This window comes from Rhodococcus sp. Z6_132, from assembly GCF_058133635.1.
In genome coordinates this window covers 1,301,951-1,318,104 of the sequence record NZ_JBYUNP010000001.1, presented here as the reverse complement: position 1 = coordinate 1,318,104, position 16,154 = coordinate 1,301,951, and the positions used below count along the sequence as shown (strand labels likewise).

Sequence of the window (16,154 nt, the reverse complement as noted above, 5' to 3'; positions counted from 1 at the left end):
GCAGTGGGGCAGGACGCAGTGGGGCAGGACGGGCGAGCTCAGGAGCGGCGCACGTGGCGCAGCCCGATGACGCGAGGCAGCAGCGCGGTGATGGCCTTGGCCCGCCCGAAGCTCAGCAGCTTCACCCCGGGCAGCGGAAAGCGCTGGGAAGCAATGCCCTTGGTGCGGGAGAACTCGCGCAGACCCTCGGGACCGTGGATGCGCCCGAAGCCGCTGGCCCCGGTGCCGCCCAGCGGCAGCGACGGGATGCCGGCAAAGCCGATCACCGAGTTCACCGACACCACGCCGGTGTCCAGGCGCCGGGCCAGCTCGGCGCCGCGCGCCTGGGAGAACACCGCCCCACCCAGCCCGTACTGGGAGTCGTTTGCCAGGCGCACCGCCTCGTCCATGTCGTCCACCGTGGTGACGGTGAGCGTGGGGCCGAAGGTCTCCTCCCGCACCGCGAGGCTGTCCTCGGGGGCGTCCAGGATGACCACCGGGGAGATGTAGCGCTCGCCGACGGAGTCCAGCCCACCCACCACGGCCGTGCCGCCGCGCTCGAGGGCGTCGGCGACGTGGCTGCGGACCACGTCCACCTGCGCGGGCATGGTCATCGGCCCGTAGCTGGCGCCGTCCTCGGAGCCCGGGTGCACCTGCGCCAGCGCCTTCTGCAGCTCGGCCACCAGCTGGTCACGCACCGAGCGGTGCACGTACACCCGCTCCACGCCGACGCAGGTCTGCCCGCTGTTGCCCATGGCGCCCCAGGCGATGGCGTCGGCGGCGGCGGGCACGTCGGCGTCGGCGGCCACCAGCGCGGCGTCCTTGCCGCCCAGCTCCATCACCACCGGGGTGAGGTTCTGGGCCGCGGCCATCATCACCCGGCGGCCGGTGGCGGTGGAGCCGGTGAAGGCCACCTTGTTCACCGCCGACGCTGCCAGTGCCGCCCCGGTGGGACCGAAGCCGTGCACCACCGACAGCACCCCCTCGGGGGCGTCGGGGTTGGCCGCGGCGAAGGCCTTGACGTACCAGTCGCCCACCGCGGGGGTGTGCTCGCTGGGCTTGAACACCACGGTGTTGCCCGCCGCCAGGGCCAGCGCGATGGAGCCGGACGGGGTGTACATGGGGTAGTTCCACGGCCCGATCACTCCGACCACGCCGTAGGGCACGAAGGAGGTGGTGGCGGAGAAGTTCGCCAGCAGCAGGCCCGGGCGGTGGCTCTGGTCGGCCAGCACCTTGGCGGCGTGCTTGGCCGCCCAGTCCAGGTGCTCCAGCGTCATCAGCAGCTCGATCGTGGCGTCGGGGCGGGGCTTGCCGTTCTCCCGGTGCAGCAGGTCCACCGCCTCGTCGCGGTGCGCCGCCATCCACGACGCCCAGCGCAGCAGGTGCCGGCGCCGCCCGGCGAAGCCCTGCTCCTGCCACCACGGCGCCGCCTCGTGTGCGCGGGCGACCGCGGCGTCCACGGCGGCCGGCCCGTCCACGGCGAAGCGGGCCACGCTGGCGTCGGTGGCGGGGTTGAGGGACTCCACGAAGGCGGGACCCTGCTCGGTGCCGTCCTGGGCAGGGCTGGCCTGGGCGGCGCTCGTCTGGGTGGGCTCGCTGACGGTGCTCATGCCACATCTCCATCGTCGGATCGGGTGGTGCTGGTTGGTGCAGGTGAGGGCAGCGCTGGTGAGGCGAACGCCTCGGCCGGGGCGAGCACCACGTCGGCGCACAGCGACGGGTCGTCGGAGAAGGGCAGGTGCCCGCACCCGCGCAGGGTGACGTGCCGGGCCTGCGGCAGCAGCGCCCGGGCCACCTCGGCCTGGCGCGGCAGCAGCACCGCGTCCCTGCTGCCCCAGGCCACCGTCACCGGGATGTCGGCGAGCCCGCCGGCCGGGCGCGGGTGACGCGTGAGGTCGTAGGTGGCGAAGCCCTTGCGGGCCTCGGTGAAGCGGGTGGCGCCGATGAGCCCGTCGAGGTCACCCACGGCGGCCTCCGGCGAGACCTGCCACGGGCGGCCGAAGAACGGTCCGAAGAGCGCGGCGCGGCCGGCGGCGGTCTGCGCGGCGGGGGTGATCACCGGACGCAGCGCCCGGCCCACCACCCGCATGGTGGTGACCACCGACTGGCACCACACCCGGCCGGGGCCGGTCCAGTACCCGACCGGCGCAAAGGCCGTGACCTGGCCGGCCGCCCCGCGCCGGCCGAGCTCCATGGCGATGCCGCCACCCATCGAGCTGCCCACCACGTGCGGGCGGGTGATGCCGAGCTCGTCGAGCAGCTGGGCGACCCACGCGGCGTAGCCGTCCACGGTGGAGGCGACCCCGGCCACCGCGGGGGTGGCTCCGAAGCCGGGCAGGTCCAGGGCGAGCACCTCGTGCTCGGCGGCCAGGGCGTCGATGATCGGCTCGAACACCTGCCAGCGGCTGCCGATGCCGTGGATCAGCACGATCGGTGGGCCGTGGCCCGCCCGGTGGTAGCTGGTGCCGTTCGGCAGCGCGTCGGTGCGCCCCATCGCGTCCTCCCAAATGTTGACATCACGCACTGTTGACAGCGGGTGATGTCGATGTCATGTTAGTCGACACCACTGCCTCGATTGATGTCAAGCATGGCGCCGAAGAGCCGTGGGTGCGCGCCGCAGGAGGACTGCATGAACCAGCGACAGCCGACCTACCGAAAGCCCACCGCGCTGATCATCGGCACCGGCTTCGGGGGGATCGCGGCGGCCATCGAGATCGGCACGGCCGGCTACGACTACACCGTCCTGGAGAAGGCCGACGACGTGGGCGGGGTGTGGCGGGAGAACACCTATCCCGGCGCCGGCTGCGACATCCCCTCCCCGCTGTACTCCTTCTCCTACGAGCCCAATCCCGAGTGGCCCAAGCGGTTCTCGCTGCAGCCGGACATCCTGGCCTACCTGCAGCGCACCGCCACCAAGCACGGCGTGCGCGAGCGCACCCACTTCGGGGTGGAGGTGACCAGCGCGGAGTTCGACGCGGCGGCCGGGCAGTGGCGGGTGCACACCAGCACCGGGGAGACCTTCTCCGCCGACGTGCTGGTCCCCGCCGTCGGCCAGCTCTCCCGTCCCGCCATGCCCCGCATCCCCGGGATCGACACCTTCACCGGGCACTCCTTCCACTCCGCCCGCTGGGACCACAGCCGCGACCTCACCGGCGACCGGGTGGCGGTGATCGGCACCGGCGCCAGCGCCGTCCAGCTCGTGCCGCAGATCCAGCCCCGCGTGTCGCACCTGAGCCTGTTCCAGCGCTCGGCGCCGTTCGTCCTGCCGCGACCGGACCGCACCTACACGCGGGCGCACCACGCCGCCTTCCGCCGGCTGCCCACCACCCAGCTGCTCGGCCGGGGCACGGTGTGGGCGCTGGCCGAGGCGATGACCCTGGGCTTCACCACCGTGCCCGCCCTGGGTGCAGCCATCCGCCAGACCTGCCTGACCCACCTGCGCATGACGGTGCGGGACAAGACGCTGCGGGCCAAGCTGACGCCGGACTACCCGGTGGGCTGCAAGCGGGTGCTGTTCTCCAGCAGCTACCTGCCCGCGCTCACCCAGCGCAACGTGGAGGTGGTCACCGACGCCATCACCGAGATCACCCCGCGGGGCGTGCGCACCGCCGACGGCGCCGAGCACGAGGTGGACACCATCATCTACGGCACCGGGTTCACCGCCACCGAGTTCCTCGCCCCGATGACCATCACCGGGCTGGACGGCCAGCAGCTGAGCGAGCACTGGCGCGACGGCGCGCGGGCCTACCTGGGCATGACCGTGCCGGGCTTTCCCAACCTGTTCCTGATGTACGGGCCCAACACCAACCTGGGCGCCGGCTCCATCGTCTACATGCAGGAGTGCCAGGCCCGCTACCTGCGCCAGGCCATGCGCCGGCTGGAGGTGGGCGGACCGGGCTACCTGGACGTGCGCCCGGAGGTGGAGGCGCGCTTCGACGCGGAGATCCAGGGCCGGGTGCAGGGCGGGGTGTGGACGCTGTGCGACAGCTGGTACCGCAACCCCAGCGGCCGGGTGACGGCGAACTGGCCGGGCCGGGTGGCGGAGTACCGCGACCGCACGGAGGTCTTCGACGCCGACAGCTACCGCCACGTCAGCGTCGACGCCCCGGTGGCCGTGGCATGAGCGCGGTGTCGAACGTGGCGGCGACGGACGTGGCGGCCACCAGCACCGAGCCGCGCCCGCTCGGCCCGGAGTCGATGACCTGGTACCGCTTCGGCGACTGGCGCACCACCCTGCTCACCCTGTGGGCCGGTGCGCTGCAGGCGATGCACCCGGTGATCGACACCGCGCTGGTGCAGCACTCGGACGTCTTCGACAACGAGACCGCGCGGCTGGCCCGCTCGTCGGCGCCCATCGTCGGGGCGCTGTACGACCCCACCGGGGAGGTGGCGCGCCGGGTGCGCAGCTTCCACACCGAGATCCGGGGCGAGACCGCCGAGGGGCAGCGCTACCACGCCCTGGCGCCGGAGCCCTTCTACTGGGCGCACGCCACGTTCCTCTACACCCAGTACGTGTGGGCGGAGTACTTCGGCGACCCGCTGACCGAGGCGCAGAAGGAGCAGCTCTACGCCGAGTCGGTGCAGTGGTACGCCCTGTACGGCATGCCGATGCAGGACGTGCCCGCCACCTGGGCCGACTTCCTGCGGTACTGGGACCACGTGGTCACCGACGTGCTGGTGGACTCGGAGACGGTGCGCCGGTCCCGGGCCCTCAACGACCGGATGCCGGAGCGGCCCACCGAGCGCATCCCGCGGCTGGTGTGGCTGCTGGCCGGGCCCAAGCTCAACCGGCTGCTGGCCTGGGTCACCCGGGGCACGCTGCCGCCGGTGGCTCGACGCAAGCTCGGCTGGGACTGGAGCGCCGAGGACGAGCGCCGGCTGCGCCGATTCGGCACCGTCGTCCGCGTCGCCTTCCGGCTGCTGCCCCCCACGTGGCGGCTGTCACCGGCGGCCCGCGCCGCCATCCGCCGCCACTCCTGAGCGCAGCCCCGGCCAACCCGGTGGCAGGATCGGCGAAACACCACCGCAGATGACGGCCACGGACGGTGAGGGAGACCGACGGTGAGCACCGAGAGCCTCCTGCCCCGCCCAGGCCGACCGGGTCCCTCGTCGCGGGTGACCGTCCCGCTGCCCTACCTGTCGGAGTCGGTGCGCCGCTTCATGGCGCGCGAGTCGGGCAGCGCGGCGCTGCTGCTCGGCGCCACCCTGGCCGCGCTGGTGTGGGCCAACCTCCCCGGCCACACCTACGCCTCCTTCTGGCACACCGTGACGTCGGTGCAGGTGGGGTCGTGGTCGTTGGCGCTGGACCTGGAGCACCTGGTCAACGACGGGGCGATGGCCCTCTTCTTCCTGGTGGTGGGCCTGGAGATCAGCCGGGAGCTGACCGTCGGGGAGCTGCGCGACGCCCGCACGGTGGTGGTGCCCGCCGTGGGCGCGCTGGGTGGCCTGGTGCTGCCGGCACTGATCTACCTGGCCTTCGAGCCCAGCGGTCCCGCCGCGGCCGGCTGGGGCATCCCCATGTCCACCGACACCGCGTTCCTGCTGGGGGTGCTGGCCCTGTTCGGCCCGCGCTGCCCCGACCAGCTGCGGCTGTTCCTGCTCACCCTGGCCATCGTGGACGACATCGGCGCCATCGTGGTGATGGCGGTGTTCTACACCGACCACGTCTCGGTGGTGGCGCTGCTGGTGGCCGCGGCGCTGGTGGTGGCGCTGGTGGTGCTGCGCCAGGCGCAGGTGTGGCAGCTGACGCCGTACCTGCTGGTGGGGCTCGGGCTGTGGCTGGCCGTCTACGAGTCGGGCGTGCACCCCACGCTGGCGGGCGTGCTGGTCGGCCTGCTCGTGCCGGCCGCCGCGGTCGGGCCCGAGGCCCGCAAGCACCTGCCGTTCTACGGGCGGGCGGTGCTCGAGAACGCCGATCCGCGGCGGGTGCGACTGGCCACCGCCGCCGCCCGGGCCACCGTCTCGGCCAACCACCGGCTGCAGGACGCGCTGCACCCGGTGAGCGCGTACCTGGTGCTGCCGCTGTTCGCGCTGGCCAACGCCGGGGTGCTGCTGAGCTGGGACGCGCTGCGGGACGCCGCGCAGTCCGGGGTGACCATCGGCATCGTGGTGGCCCTGGTCGCCGGGAACGCGGTGGGCATCTCGCTGACCGCGGGGCTGGTGCTGCGCATGGGGGTGGGCACCCTGGCCGGGCGGGTGCGCTACGGGCACCTGGTGGGTGGGGCGATGCTGGCGGGCATCGGGTTCACCATCTCGCTGTTCATCACCGGGCTGGCCTTCGACGACCAGCAGCTGCGCCAGGAGGCGAAGATCGGCGTGCTCGTCGGGTCGCTGGTGGCGGCGGTGCTGGGCTCGCTGGTGCTGCGCGTGCTGGGTGAGCGGCTGCCGCTGTGCGAGGTGAGCGACCCCGACGGCCCACCGCCGCTGCCGTCCGGGCCGTGGGTGGACCCCACCGCCCGCACCCGGTCGTGAGCCCTCAGACCAGCGCGGCCTGCAGCGCCCGCAGCTCGGTGCGCCCGGTGTAGATGCGCCCGTTGATGAACAGCGTGGGCGTGCCCCGCGCGCCGTCGGCGATCCCCGCCGCGTAGTCGGCCTGCACTGCGGGCTGGAACGCCTGCGCGGCCTCCCCCGTCACCGGACCCGCGCCCACCTTGTCGGCCAGGCTCTGCAGGTCCGGGTCGCGCAGGTGGTCCTGGTGGGTGAAGAGCAGCGCGTGCAGCTGCCAGAAGTGCTCCCCGGACGCCTCCGCCGCCAGCGCTGCGGTGAGCGCGAAGGGATGCACCTCGAACAGCGGGAAGTGCCGGAACACCAGCCGCACCGCGCCGTCGGAGGTGTCCACCAGCTCGCGCAGCACCGGCGCCGCCGCCCCGCAGTACGGGCACTCGAAGTCGCCGTACTCCACCACGGTGATCGGGGCGGTCACGTTGCCGTAGACGTGCCGGTACAGGTCGATCTCGCCGTTCATCAGCCCACCGTATCGCCGGTGAGCGCGTCCACCAGCCCCCAGGCGAGCGCGGTCGCGGCGTCCAGCGCCACGCCGGTGGCGCACAGGTGGAAGGCTCGCCACCGGCCGATGCGGCGCGGCAGGCTCGCCGTTCCACCGGCCCCTGGGATCAGCCCCATCCCCACCTCCGGCAGCCGGAACACCGTGCCGGGGTGGGCGAGCACCCGCCCGGCCAGGGCCGGCAGCTCGATCCCCGCACCGATGCAGCTGCCGTGCAGGTGCACCGTGGTTCGCTCGGCCAGCCGGTGCAGCAGCCGGCCGGCCCCGCCGCGGGTGCGCACCAGGTGGGCGGTGGCCAGGTCGGGCGTGGTGCCGAACTCGTCCAGGTCACCGCCGGCGGAGAACACCGGACCGGCCCCGTCGAGCACCACCTGCAGCGTCTCCTCGTGCACGGCCAGGCGCAGCGCCTCCACCAGGCTGTCGCGCAGCTGGGCGCCGTAGGCGTTGCGCCGCTCGGGCCGGTTGAGCGTCAGGTGCAGGGTGTCGCCGGCACGGCGCACCAGCAGCGGCGGCCGCACGGCCGGTGGTGGCAGCGGCCGCGGTCCGCGCTCGCCCAGCCAGTGGGCGAAGTCGGGCCCGCCCAGCAGGGTGGAGTACGCGTAGGACTCCACGTCCAGCGCGGCGTCCACGCTGAGGTGCTCCGAGGTCCGCAGCACCTGGCCGAGCACCAGCACCGGCTGGGGGTGGACGGTGACCGCGGCCTGCAGCAGCGTCAGCGCGGCGGCGGGGTCAGCGCTGGGCACGACGGTGCGTCCGCCCGTCGGGGCCAGCGTGGTGTCCAGGGCCTCGGTCAGCACGGCGAGCGCCGGGGGCACCTGGCCCCGGGTGCGCACCCCCACCAGCAGCCGGTCGACGCTGCCGGCCCGCTCGGCGGCCCGGCGGGCGGTGTCGGCGCCGGTGGGCACGTCGAGGTCGACGACCACCAGGGGGTCGACGAGGCCAGCGCCGTCCAGCAGCGGCGGCCACTCGGCGGCGCCGTCGGCCAGCTCGCGTGGGGTGAGTCGTCGCAGCGGGGACGCCATGCGCGAACCCCCTTCTCCGGCCGACTCGCGGTGCCTGACCTGTGGCGGAGCGTAACATCGCCGCTGTGCCGGGACCGCTGCCCACAGGTCCACACCAGACTGCACCGGGCAGCCGAGAAGTGGTGCGCGACTGGGCCGCCAGCGGGGTCCTCGCGCTCACCGGGCACCGGGACGGGCCGCCGCTGCTGCCGCCCGGCCACGCCGCCACCACCGCCCGCCGGCTCGCCTCCTGGATCGCCGACGCCACCTGCGGGACGGTGCAGGTGGACGGGGGCGCGCTGCTCGCCGAGCGCGCCGCCCTCACTGGCCACCAGCGCCAGGGCGCGACCTCGCTGGGCGGCAGCTGCAGGCTGCTGCCCACCGCCGACGGCTGGGCGGCCGTCTCGTGCGCCCGGCCCGGCGACCCGCTGCTGCTGGGTGCCCTGGTGGGCGAGACGCTGGGCGAGGACCCGTGGCCCACGGTGGCGGCCTGGCTGCGCGTCACCGCCGGCGCCGAGCTGGCCGAGCGAGCCGAGCTGCTGGGCGTGCCGGCCGCACCGGTGCACCCCCGCGCTGCGGCGCCGCTCTGGCCCGCGCGTCCCCGACCGGTGGCCGGGCTGCTGGTGGTGGACTTCAGCGCGCTGTGGGCGGGACCGCTGTGCGCGCACCTGCTGGGCCTGGCCGGGGCGCGGGTGGTCACGGTGGAGACCCCGCAGCGTCCCGACGGCGCGCGCCGCGGCAACCCCGACTTCTACCGCCTGCTGCACGGCGGGCACGCCTCGGTGGTGCTCGACCCCGCCACCGCCGGGGGCCGCCAGTCCCTGCAGGCCCTGGTGCGACGGGCCGACATCGTCATCGAGTCCTCTCGTCCGCGGGCACTGACCCGGTTCGGGTTGAGCGCCGCGGAGCACGTGTCCGGCGGCGGCACCTGGGTCTCCATCACCGCGGCCGGTCGGGCGAGTGATCGCGTCGGCTTCGGCGACGACGTGGCGGCGTCCAGCGGCCTGGTGGCCCACGACGCGGCCGGGCGTCCGGTGTTCGTGGGTGACGCCCTGGCCGATCCGCTCACCGGCCTGACCGCGGCGGCGCTGGCGATGTCCGACCCACCGGGCGGCGGCGGGGCGCTGTGGGACGTGTCGATGGCCGACGTGGTCGCGGCCACCCTGAGCGGGCCGGCACCGGGGGGACGAGTGGTGCGGGGCGAGCACGGCTGGGTGGTGCGGGGTGAGGAGGACGTGCCGGTGGCGCTGCCGCGGGCCCGGCCGCCACGCGGGCTCGCGCCGACCAGCGGGGCGAGCACCAACGAGGTGCTGCGCGACCTCGGGATCGCCGCACCGTGACCAGCCTGCTGCTGCGCGGCTGTGAGGTGGACGGCCAGGCCGGGGTGGACGTCCAGGTGGTGGCGGGAGTGGTGGCCGAGGTGGGCCGTGGCCTGCAGCCGGCCCCAGGGCGCCTCGTGGTGGACGCCCGCGGCGGTGCCCTGCTGCCCGGGCTGGCCGACCACCACCTGCACCTGCATGCTCTGGCCGCCCACGCGCAGTCCGTCCGGTGTGGACGGTGCACCGACGCCACCGGCCTGGCCCGGGCCCTGCACGCCGCGGCCGGTGACCCCCACGGCTGGGTGCGCGGGGTCGGCTACCACGAGGGGGTGGCCGGCGACCTCGACCGCGACACCCTGGACGCCCTCTGCGCGCAGCGCCCGGTGCGGCTGCAGCACCGCAGCGGCGCGCTGTGGGTGCTCAACAACCTGGCCGCCGCCGCCGTCGGGCTGGACACCGCCGCCCACCCGGGGGTGGAGCGCGACACCGCCGGACGGCCCACCGGACGGGTGTGGCGTGCTGACGACTGGCTGCGCGAGCGGCTGCCGGCCAGCGGTCCGCCCCCGCTGTCGGGCGTGGGCGCGGACCTGTCCCGGTTGGGCATCACCGCGGTCACCGACGCCTCCCCCGACCTGGCCGAGCAGTCGGTGCGCGCGATCGCCGAGGCGGTGCAGGGTGGTCAGCTCCCGCAACGGGTGCAGCTGCTGGGCGCCCCGACCGGGATGGCTGCGACCGAGCGCCTCACCGTGGGCCCGTACAAGATCGTGCTCGCCGACTCCGGGCTGCCCGAGCCGTCCGCGCTGGCCGCGCTGGTGACCGAGGTGCACGGCCAGGGGCGGCCGATCGCGGCGCACTGCGTGTCCCGGGAGGCGCTGCTGATCCTGCTCGCGGCGCTCGAGGAGGTGGGAGCGAGACCGGGCGACCGCGTCGAGCACGCGGCACTCGTGCCGGTGGAGAGCCTCACCGAGCTGCGCCGGCACGGCCTGCGGGTGATCACCCAACCGGGCTTCCTCGCCGACCGCGGCGATGACTACCTCGCCCACGTCGACGCCCGCGACCTCCCCGACCTGTACCGCTGCCGCATGCTGCTCGACGCCGGGGTGCCACTGGCGCTGTCCAGCGACGCCCCCTACGGGCCGCTGGACCCGTGGGCGGCGCTGGCCGCGGCGGTCACCCGACACGCAGAGTCCGGCGCGGTGGTCGGTGCCGCCGAACGACTGACCCCGGCCGAGGCGCTGGCCGGCTACCTCGGGCCGCTGGACGACCCCGGCGGCCCGGCGCGCCGCGTCCGTCCGGGCGTACCGGCTGACCTGGTGCTGCTGCACGCCCCGCTGGCCGAGGTGCTGGCCGCACCCCGCGCCGACGCCGTGCGGATGACCCTGGTGGGTGGCGAGCGGGTGTTCGGCTGAGCTACTGGTGGCGCACCTGGAGGTGGTGGTGGTCGGCCAGCGAGATGGTCGCCACGCCCACCACGGCGCCGACGAGCACGCCCACCAGGGTGTCGCCCACCCGGTCCAGCGCCATGCTCGGGCCGAACGGGCTGCCCAGCGACGCCAGCAGCAGCGCCATCGGCGTGACCCCCACCTGCACCAGCAGGTAGCTGCGGGCGACCATCAGCTCCACCAGCAGCTGCAGCAGCACGGCGATCGCGGCCAGCGGCCAGTAGCCCAGGTCCAGCGCCAGCAGACCAGCCGCGACCAGCCCGCCGACCACGTTGCCGGACAGACGCTGCACGCCCCGCTGCAGGGTGCTGTGGTAGGTCAGGCCCTGCAGTGCCGCCATCGCCCCCATCCCCGCCCACAGCGGGTGAGCCAGGCCCAGCTCCACCGCGAGCAGCCCGGCCAGTGCCGCGCCCGCCAGCACCCGGACGGACCCGCGCAGCAGATCCGCGTCCGCCAGGCGGCGCAACGACTGGGCGAGCAGTCCCGGTGTGCGGGCCGGGGTGCCCAGCTGGTCGGCGTGGGCGAGCAGGTCCGCGTCCAGGTGCTCGGTGTCCAGCGGGGTGGGGCGCAGCCGGCGCAGGGCCGGCTCGTGGCGGGTGAGCCGCTGGCGCTCCGCGAGGTCGTCGGTGGCCAGCACCTGCTCGGCCTGGTCCAGCAGGGCCCACAGCACGCGGCGGCGGGGGTCGGTGCGGGGGCCGGCCGGGCTCCACGCGACGGTGGTGCGAGCAGCAGCGATGGCCTGCCGCACCGGCTCGACGCTCGCCCCCGGCGCGTGGCGGTCGAGGGCACCGAGCGCTCGGGCCACGGCCAGGCGTGCAGGCCCCAGCGGCAGCCAGAGCGCCCCGACCAGGCAGCAGGCCGCGCCCACCGCCACGCCCAGGCCGGTGGCCAGGGTGACCCGTCCGACGTCGGCGGCGCTGTCGGCGAAGCCGGCTCCGGCCGAGGCGGCGAACATCATGATCACCGGTCCGGGGCCGAGGATGCGGAAGGCCGTGAGCACCACCAGCGCCACCGCGCCCAGCACGGCGAGCACCCCCACCTGCACGCCGATGGGCGCCTCCACGGCACCCAGCCCGCCGCCCACCGCGGTGCTGACGACGAGCAGCAGCCCCACCAGCACCAGGCGCCGCGCCAGGTAGGGGTAGGCCTCGTAGCGGCAGAACGCCGAGCACAGCGAGCCCAGGGTGGCGATGGCCGCCAGCTGCTGCTCGCCCACCAGTCCACCGACGCACAGGGTCACCAGCATGGCCACGGCGACCCGCAGGGCTGGCACGATGGCCGCGTCGGCGGGGCGGACAGCGAGCACGTCCCGCCAGGCGTGCGGGGACCAGGCGTGCGCCAGGGCGCTCCGGGTGTGCTGGACTCGGGCGGTGGTCATCGACGCGGGAACCGGCACTCCGCTAATAATACACCGGTAAACTATCCCTGAAACGTATTCGCGCCGCCGTGCTGGAAGCAGGACCTCCCATGACTACCGACTCCGGCTCCACCGGGGACTTCGTCGACCGCGCCCGGGCGGCGTGGGCCGAGGCCAGCCCGACGCTGGACACCTCGTCGATGGAGCTGATCGCCCGGATGGGGCGCATCGCGGCACTGTGGCACCAGGCGCAGGAGCGTCGGCTGCGCCCGGCCGGCGTCTCGCGCACCGAGCTCGACCTGCTGTGCTCGCTGGCCCGTGCGGATCGTCCGCTGCGGGCCAGTGAGGTCACTGCCGCCACGCTGCTGAGCAACGCCTCCACCACCAAGCTGACCACCCGGCTGGCCGAGGCGGGCCTGGTGCGGCGCTCGCGGGGTGAGCGCGACGCCCGGGTGGTGCTGCTGGAGCTGACCGAGGCCGGGCGCACGCTGGTGGAGCGGGAGCTGCCGGCCTGCCTGGCAATGGACGAGAGCCTGCTGGCCGGGCTGGACACCGGTGATCGGGAGCAGCTGGAGGCGGCGTTGCGGCTGGTGCTGCGCCACACCGAGGATGCCGCGCGGCTGGACTAGTCGTCAGCGAACGCCTCGACCCGCTGCAGCGTCACCTCGGCCCGGTCTCCCGACCACCAGGCCGCCCGTCCCGGCGATTGCAGTGCCAGCGCGGCCACCGTGGCGTCAGTGCGAGCCCAGAGCTGGTGGCAGAGGCCGATAATCATGTCGCGGGACTCCTGGGCGGTGGACCAGAGGTCCGTGTTGGGCTCGGCATCAGCATCCGCCCACGGCGCGGCGACCCCGGACGGTCCGGCGAACGTCTCGCCGAAGTAGCCCAGCTCTACGTGGGCGAGGTGCTTCACCAACCCAGCAGGTTGGTACCGGTGGGGGTGAGCGGCCGTCGTACGTCGCGCTCGGACAGCCCGTCCAGCTTCCACAGCATCGTGTCGCGTGCGCTCTGCAGGTAGCTCTGCAGCACGGCCTTGTCGTCGGCGTTGCCCATGACTGGAGCAGGACACCTCGCATCGCCAGAAGGGTCGTGGCACACGAGATGATGCGGAGCCGGAGCGGGATCGACCACCCAACCCACGGATTTCTAACACGACAGCCTTCATGCTGGACCCTGGCTGCTATCCCAAAGCAAATGTTGATCGAAAATTCTTACGACACAACCAGTTTCCCGTTAATTGGTCGTTGAAATGCGGCAGGCTGACGCCATGGTTCTGAACTTGACACTCGCCGACCGAGTTGACGCCCCACCCGGGCAGGCATTCGCCCGCGGTCGCACCTGGTACGGGTGGGACCCTTCGAGGAGTCCGACAGAGGTCTGGGAGGCCAACCGAGGCGAGTGGCGACTCGGCGAACCGTTCGAGCACGAGACCTACGTGAGCTGGGCATACAGAGGCGAGGTTGTGCTGGTCGGCTACCTGACCGGCAAGGAGCCCGTCGGCACCGGCAGAGGGAGCAAGTGGGCCGTCACTGGCGGCGTTCTCCCAGTCGACCACCCGGCATCGGCTGCACTCATGGGGCACCCAATGCCGAGCAACCGGAACCCGGTCGCATACGTCGACCTGCCCGCGATCGACAGCATCCCCGTCGACTCTCCTAGCGCTCCGCCCGACCCACACCGGCCAAGCTGGTTGCTGACGTGGAACCCTGCCAAGGGTGGCTTTCAAGGACTTGAGGAGATTATCGAGGCAGTCGCCCTAACCGGACGGTTCCGCGACCGCTGGAGCGTGGGATCACGCAAGACTGGAGTCAAGGTCGGCGACCGATTGTTCCTGCTGGCTTTGGGTCCCGAGGCAGGCATCGTCGGCACCGCGTGGGCAACATCCCGCGTCTTCGAAGGCGACCACTGGGACGAGGAGCACGGCGGCGTAGCCAACTACGTCCGCCTCGACTGGGACACGCTGGTTCCCCTAGCCGAGCGCCTTCCGCGTGACCTCCTACGTGGAACGTTGCCCAACGTCGCGGCTGACTGGAGTCCCCGTGGGGGCGGCGTCGAACTCGACCACCACGAGGCGACCGTACTCGCCAAGGCGTGGGCCGACCATCTCAACGACCCCGATGCGGGAGCGACCATCCGTGGAGGCGATGGCCCCGACGAGGCAGGTGGCGGACAGGGATACCAAGGCGACGCCGAACGCCGCAAGAAGTGTGAAGACGCCGCCCAGGCGCGGCTCGAACAGCACTACCGCGACTTGGGGTACGAAGTCCGGGACGTCCGGTACAAGGAGCATTACGACGCGCTCGCCACCCGACAGGACGAGGTGGTCTACCTCGAGGCCAAGGGAACCACCACCGCTGGAAAATCGGTCATTGTCTCCAAGCACGAGGTGGAGTGGGCGCGGGAGCATGCCGGACAGTGCGTCATGGGGGTTTGGTCAGGCATCGTGTTCGACTGCACCGGCGATGTCGATCGCGCTCGGGGCGCCTTCAGTGTCTTTCCATGGGAGCCAGACGGCGGAACGCTCACGCCGCGCGACTTCGACTGGTCGCCACCCGATGCTCCTACGACATAACGCGCTAGAAAGCCCCTGGTCCGGGGATGACCCAAGGACGCAACGTGTGCCGAGCAGCGCCCGGTTGAGTTCGTGAAGGCCCGCGGACGCAGCGCGGCTGGACTAGCGGGGGGATGGGGATGGTGGAGCCGCCTGTCGGAATCGAACCGACGACCTTCTCATTACGAGTGAGATGCTCTACCGACTGAGCTAAGGCGGCGTGCCCCTGAGGGCGCGGCAAGTGTAGCGAGCCCCTGGGCTGCGGGCCCAACCCGGGCTCCTAGCGGACAGCTGATCCCAGCGTGGCCACCATCGCGTCCACCGCGATGCGCGGCTTGACGTTGGCGGCGAGGGCCTCCCGGCAGGCCAGCACGGCCTCCAGGCAGCGCAGCAGCCCCTCCGGCGTCGACCGGGCCACCAGCTGGCCCACCGCGTCCGCCTGGTCGGGGTGGGTGGCGCTGACCTGGGCTCCGCAGGCGCGGGCGAGGGCGTCGCGGTAGTAGCCGGCCAGGTCCACCAGGGCGCGGTCCATGGCGTCGCGCTGGGCCCGGGTGGCCCGCGACTTCTGCCGACGCTCCAGGTCCTTGAGCACCCCGGCCGAGCCGCGCAGCGCCCCCACCGCCCCCTTGCCGGTGCCGCCGGCGCCCAGGGCGGTGCGCATCTCCTCGGTCTCCGCGGCGTCACGGCCGGCGGAGGCGGCCTTGGCCTCCGCCTCGGCGGCCGCCACCAGGTCCTCCGCCGCGGCGTAGGCGGTGCGCGGGCTGGTGGCGGCGTGCGGGATCTGCAGCACCGCGGCGCGGCGCTGGCGGGCGTCGCCGTCGGTGGCCAGGCGCCGGGCCCGGCCCACGTGCCCACCGCCGACCGAGGCTGCCCACTGCGCACGCTCGGGCTCCAGGCCGTCGCGCTCGCGCAGCACCTGGGCGATGGCGTCAGCCGACGGGGTGCGCAGGGCCACGTGCCGGCAGCGCGAGCGCAGCGTCACCGAGATGTCCTGCGGGTCCACCGACGGCGCGCACAGCAGGAACACGGTACGCGGCGGGGGCTCCTCCACCACCTTGAGCAGCGCGTTGGCCGCGCCCTCGGTGAGCCGGTCGGCGTCCTCCACCACCACCACCTGCCAGCGGCCGGTGCTGGGCCGGCGCGAGGCGATCTGCACGATGGCCCGCATCTCGGCCACCCCGATGGTGAGGCCCTCGGGGATCACCCGGCGCACGTCGCCGTGGGTGCCGGCCAGCACGGTGTGGCAGGCCTGGCACACCCCGCAGCCAGGCTCGCCCGGTGCGGTGCACTCCAGCGCCGCCGCGAAGCACAGCGCGGCCACCGAGCGACCGGAGCCGGGCGGGCCGGTGAACAGCCAGGCGTGCGTCATGGCCGAGTCGCCACCGGCCGCGGCGGTCGCCGACCGGGCGGCCGTGGCAGCAGCTGACAGTCCGTCGACCACGGCCTGCTGGCCGACGAGCCGGTCGAAGACTCCGCTCACCTGAACTCCACCTCTTGCCTCG

At 73.8% G+C, this 16,154-nt stretch carries 13 protein-coding genes, 1 tRNA gene and 1 pseudogene; 7 read left to right on the top strand and 8 right to left on the bottom strand.

All coding sequences use genetic code 11. The features are described from left to right. Positions 1-38 precede the first annotated feature (38 nt). Both AC3YO9_RS06140 and AC3YO9_RS06135 read right to left on the bottom strand, forming a co-directional pair. Entirely contained in the window at positions 39-1,589 is a 1,551-nt protein-coding gene (locus tag AC3YO9_RS06140) for an aldehyde dehydrogenase family protein (protein WP_489982476.1), read from the bottom strand. Next, positions 1,586-2,473, bottom strand: coding sequence for an alpha/beta fold hydrolase (locus AC3YO9_RS06135; protein ID WP_489982475.1), 888 nt, complete (start codon positions 2,471-2,473; stop codon positions 1,586-1,588). Before AC3YO9_RS06135 ends, AC3YO9_RS06140 begins: the two co-directional genes overlap by 4 nt. 135 nt (positions 2,474-2,608) lie before the next feature. Here AC3YO9_RS06135 and AC3YO9_RS06130 point away from each other — a divergent pair, with 135 nt between their 5' ends. The 3 genes from AC3YO9_RS06130 (at position 2,609) to nhaA (ending at position 6,450) form a co-directional block, all read left to right on the top strand. Then, on the top strand, positions 2,609-4,102 hold the full coding sequence (locus AC3YO9_RS06130) for a flavin-containing monooxygenase (RefSeq protein ID WP_489982474.1): 1,494 nt from the start codon (positions 2,609-2,611) through the stop codon (positions 4,100-4,102). Further along, entirely contained in the window at positions 4,099-4,959 is an 861-nt protein-coding gene (locus tag AC3YO9_RS06125; protein WP_489982473.1) for an oxygenase MpaB family protein, read from the top strand. The genes AC3YO9_RS06130 and AC3YO9_RS06125 overlap by 4 nt, the downstream gene beginning before the upstream one ends. An 81-nt stretch (positions 4,960-5,040) precedes the next feature. Beyond that, entirely contained in the window at positions 5,041-6,450 is a 1,410-nt protein-coding gene (gene nhaA / locus AC3YO9_RS06120) for a Na+/H+ antiporter NhaA (protein WP_489982472.1), read from the top strand. A 4-nt stretch (positions 6,451-6,454) separates the two neighbouring features. Here nhaA and AC3YO9_RS06115 read toward each other — a convergent pair whose 3' ends face one another. Next, a complete protein-coding gene (locus tag AC3YO9_RS06115) occupies positions 6,455-6,943 on the bottom strand; it encodes a DsbA family protein (RefSeq protein ID WP_127781819.1) in 489 nt (162 codons plus the stop codon). Continuing rightward, entirely contained in the window at positions 6,943-8,004 is a 1,062-nt protein-coding gene (locus tag AC3YO9_RS06110; RefSeq protein ID WP_489982471.1) for an enoyl-CoA hydratase/isomerase family protein, read from the bottom strand. The genes AC3YO9_RS06115 and AC3YO9_RS06110 overlap by 1 nt, the downstream gene beginning before the upstream one ends. 122 nt (positions 8,005-8,126) lie before the next feature. On the opposite strand from AC3YO9_RS06110, the gene AC3YO9_RS06105 reads away from it, so the two are divergent. Both AC3YO9_RS06105 and AC3YO9_RS06100 read left to right on the top strand, forming a co-directional pair. After that, positions 8,127-9,323: a CoA transferase gene (locus tag AC3YO9_RS06105; RefSeq protein WP_489982470.1), complete on the top strand. Its 1,197-nt coding sequence runs from the start codon at positions 8,127-8,129 to the stop codon at positions 9,321-9,323. Continuing rightward, entirely contained in the window at positions 9,320-10,711 is a 1,392-nt protein-coding gene (locus tag AC3YO9_RS06100) for an amidohydrolase family protein (RefSeq protein ID WP_489982469.1), read from the top strand. The genes AC3YO9_RS06105 and AC3YO9_RS06100 overlap by 4 nt, the downstream gene beginning before the upstream one ends. 1 nt (position 10,712) lies before the next feature. Here the strand turns inward: AC3YO9_RS06100 and AC3YO9_RS06095 are convergent, their stop codons facing one another. Then, on the bottom strand, positions 10,713-12,140 hold the full coding sequence (locus tag AC3YO9_RS06095) for an FUSC family protein (protein WP_489982468.1): 1,428 nt from the start codon (positions 12,138-12,140) through the stop codon (positions 10,713-10,715). A 71-nt stretch (positions 12,141-12,211) separates the two neighbouring features. Between AC3YO9_RS06095 and AC3YO9_RS06090 the strand changes: the two genes are divergently transcribed. Next, positions 12,212-12,730 carry a MarR family winged helix-turn-helix transcriptional regulator gene (locus AC3YO9_RS06090; protein ID WP_489982467.1) on the top strand — a complete coding sequence of 173 codons (519 nt, stop codon included), beginning with the start codon at positions 12,212-12,214 and terminating at the stop codon, positions 12,728-12,730. Here AC3YO9_RS06090 and AC3YO9_RS06085 read toward each other — a convergent pair. After that, a pseudogene (locus AC3YO9_RS06085) lies at positions 12,727-13,094 on the bottom strand (mycothiol transferase). The gene AC3YO9_RS06090 and the pseudogene AC3YO9_RS06085 overlap by 4 nt on opposite strands. Before the next feature lie 274 nt (positions 13,095-13,368). Here AC3YO9_RS06085 and AC3YO9_RS06080 point away from each other — a divergent pair. Continuing rightward, a complete protein-coding gene (locus tag AC3YO9_RS06080) occupies positions 13,369-14,673 on the top strand; it encodes a protein NO VEIN domain-containing protein (RefSeq protein ID WP_489982466.1) in 1,305 nt (434 codons plus the stop codon). 123 nt (positions 14,674-14,796) lie between these two features. On the opposite strand, the gene AC3YO9_RS06075 is transcribed toward AC3YO9_RS06080, so the two are convergent. Both AC3YO9_RS06075 and AC3YO9_RS06070 read right to left on the bottom strand, forming a co-directional pair. Continuing rightward, positions 14,797-14,872 (bottom strand) — tRNA-Thr (locus AC3YO9_RS06075). 60 nt (positions 14,873-14,932) lie between these two features. Continuing rightward, positions 14,933-16,132, bottom strand: a complete 1,200-nt coding sequence (locus tag AC3YO9_RS06070; RefSeq protein ID WP_489982465.1) for a DNA polymerase III subunit delta' — start codon at positions 16,130-16,132, stop codon at positions 14,933-14,935. Positions 16,133-16,154 lie beyond the last annotated feature (22 nt).

Coding starts and splice junctions, on each gene's coding strand:
- AC3YO9_RS06140 (WP_489982476.1), bottom strand. CDS start 1,589: ATGAGCACCGTCAGCGAGCCCACCCAGACGAGCGCCGCCCAGGCCAGC.
- AC3YO9_RS06135 (WP_489982475.1), bottom strand. CDS start 2,473: ATGGGGCGCACCGACGCGCTGCCGAACGGCACCAGCTACCACCGGGCG.
- AC3YO9_RS06130 (WP_489982474.1), top strand. CDS start 2,609: ATGAACCAGCGACAGCCGACCTACCGAAAGCCCACCGCGCTGATCATC.
- AC3YO9_RS06125 (WP_489982473.1), top strand. CDS start 4,099: ATGAGCGCGGTGTCGAACGTGGCGGCGACGGACGTGGCGGCCACCAGC.
- AC3YO9_RS06115 (WP_127781819.1), bottom strand. CDS start 6,943: ATGAACGGCGAGATCGACCTGTACCGGCACGTCTACGGCAACGTGACC.
- AC3YO9_RS06110 (WP_489982471.1), bottom strand. CDS start 8,004: ATGGCGTCCCCGCTGCGACGACTCACCCCACGCGAGCTGGCCGACGGC.
- AC3YO9_RS06090 (WP_489982467.1), top strand. CDS start 12,212: ATGACTACCGACTCCGGCTCCACCGGGGACTTCGTCGACCGCGCCCGG.
- AC3YO9_RS06080 (WP_489982466.1), top strand. CDS start 13,369: ATGGTTCTGAACTTGACACTCGCCGACCGAGTTGACGCCCCACCCGGG.